Annotated in this window: 2 protein-coding genes; both read left to right on the forward strand. The window is 67.9% G+C overall.

Annotated elements, in window-relative coordinates:
* The coding region (locus ACYVDE_RS24650) for a PID-CTERM protein-sorting domain-containing protein (protein WP_460504161.1) at positions 1 to 120 on the forward strand (120 nt) is incomplete at its 5' end.
* Positions 121 to 223: 103 nt separating this feature from the next.
* A partial coding sequence (gene truA, locus ACYVDE_RS24655) for a tRNA pseudouridine(38-40) synthase TruA (protein WP_460504160.1) occupies positions 224 to 842 on the forward strand: 619 nt, incomplete at its 3' end.

The following is an 842-nucleotide window of genomic DNA, read 5'->3' on the forward strand; positions in this document are numbered from 1 at the left end:
GGCCCAGCCCCGACCACGCCCACCGGCGTACCTCTCGACGGCGGCGCATCGCTGCTGCTGGCCGGCGGCGTTGGCTACGCTATACGCCGCCTGCGCCAACGCCGCCAATCTGACCGTTAGTCGCCCAAATCGCTCGCGAGCAGCCATCAAGCCCCCGTTGCCCCAGTGGCGACGGGGACTTTTTGTGAACGGCCGGGCCCGGGCAGGCCGTACTTTTGCTCCCATGCGCTACTTCCTGCACCTCGCCTACGACGGCACCAACTACCGCGGCTGGCAGATTCAGCCGGGCCAGCCCACCGTGCAGGCCGAGCTCGACCGCTGCCTGACCCAGATACTGCGCCACCCCACCTACTGCCTGGGCAGCGGCCGCACCGATACCGGCGTGCACGCCAGCCACCAGGTGGCCCACTTCGATGCGGAATTACCCGACACCATGCCGCTCGATGTACTGCTCTACCGCCTGCGCCGCGCCCTGCCGCCCGACATTGGGGCCCTGCGCCTGCACGCCGTGCCCGACGAGGCCCACGCCCGCTTCTCGGCCCTGGAGCGTAACTACGAGTATTTCGTGGTGACACAGCCCAACCCCTTCCGCCGCGACCACGCCCTGTATGTGGACCGCCCGCTCGACATCGCGGCCATGAATGAGGCCGCTGGCTATCTGCTGGGCCAGTTCGATTTCACTTCCTTCTCGAAAGTAAAAGGCGGCGAAAACCATTACGTGTGCTACTGCACGGCCGCGGCCTGGCACCCCGCGCCGGGCGGCTGGGTGTTTCACATCCGGGCCAACCGCTTCGTGCGCGGCATGGTGCGCTTGGTGGTGGGCACGTTGCTCGACGTGGGCC

The sequence above is a fragment of the Hymenobacter agri genome, from assembly GCF_054778495.1.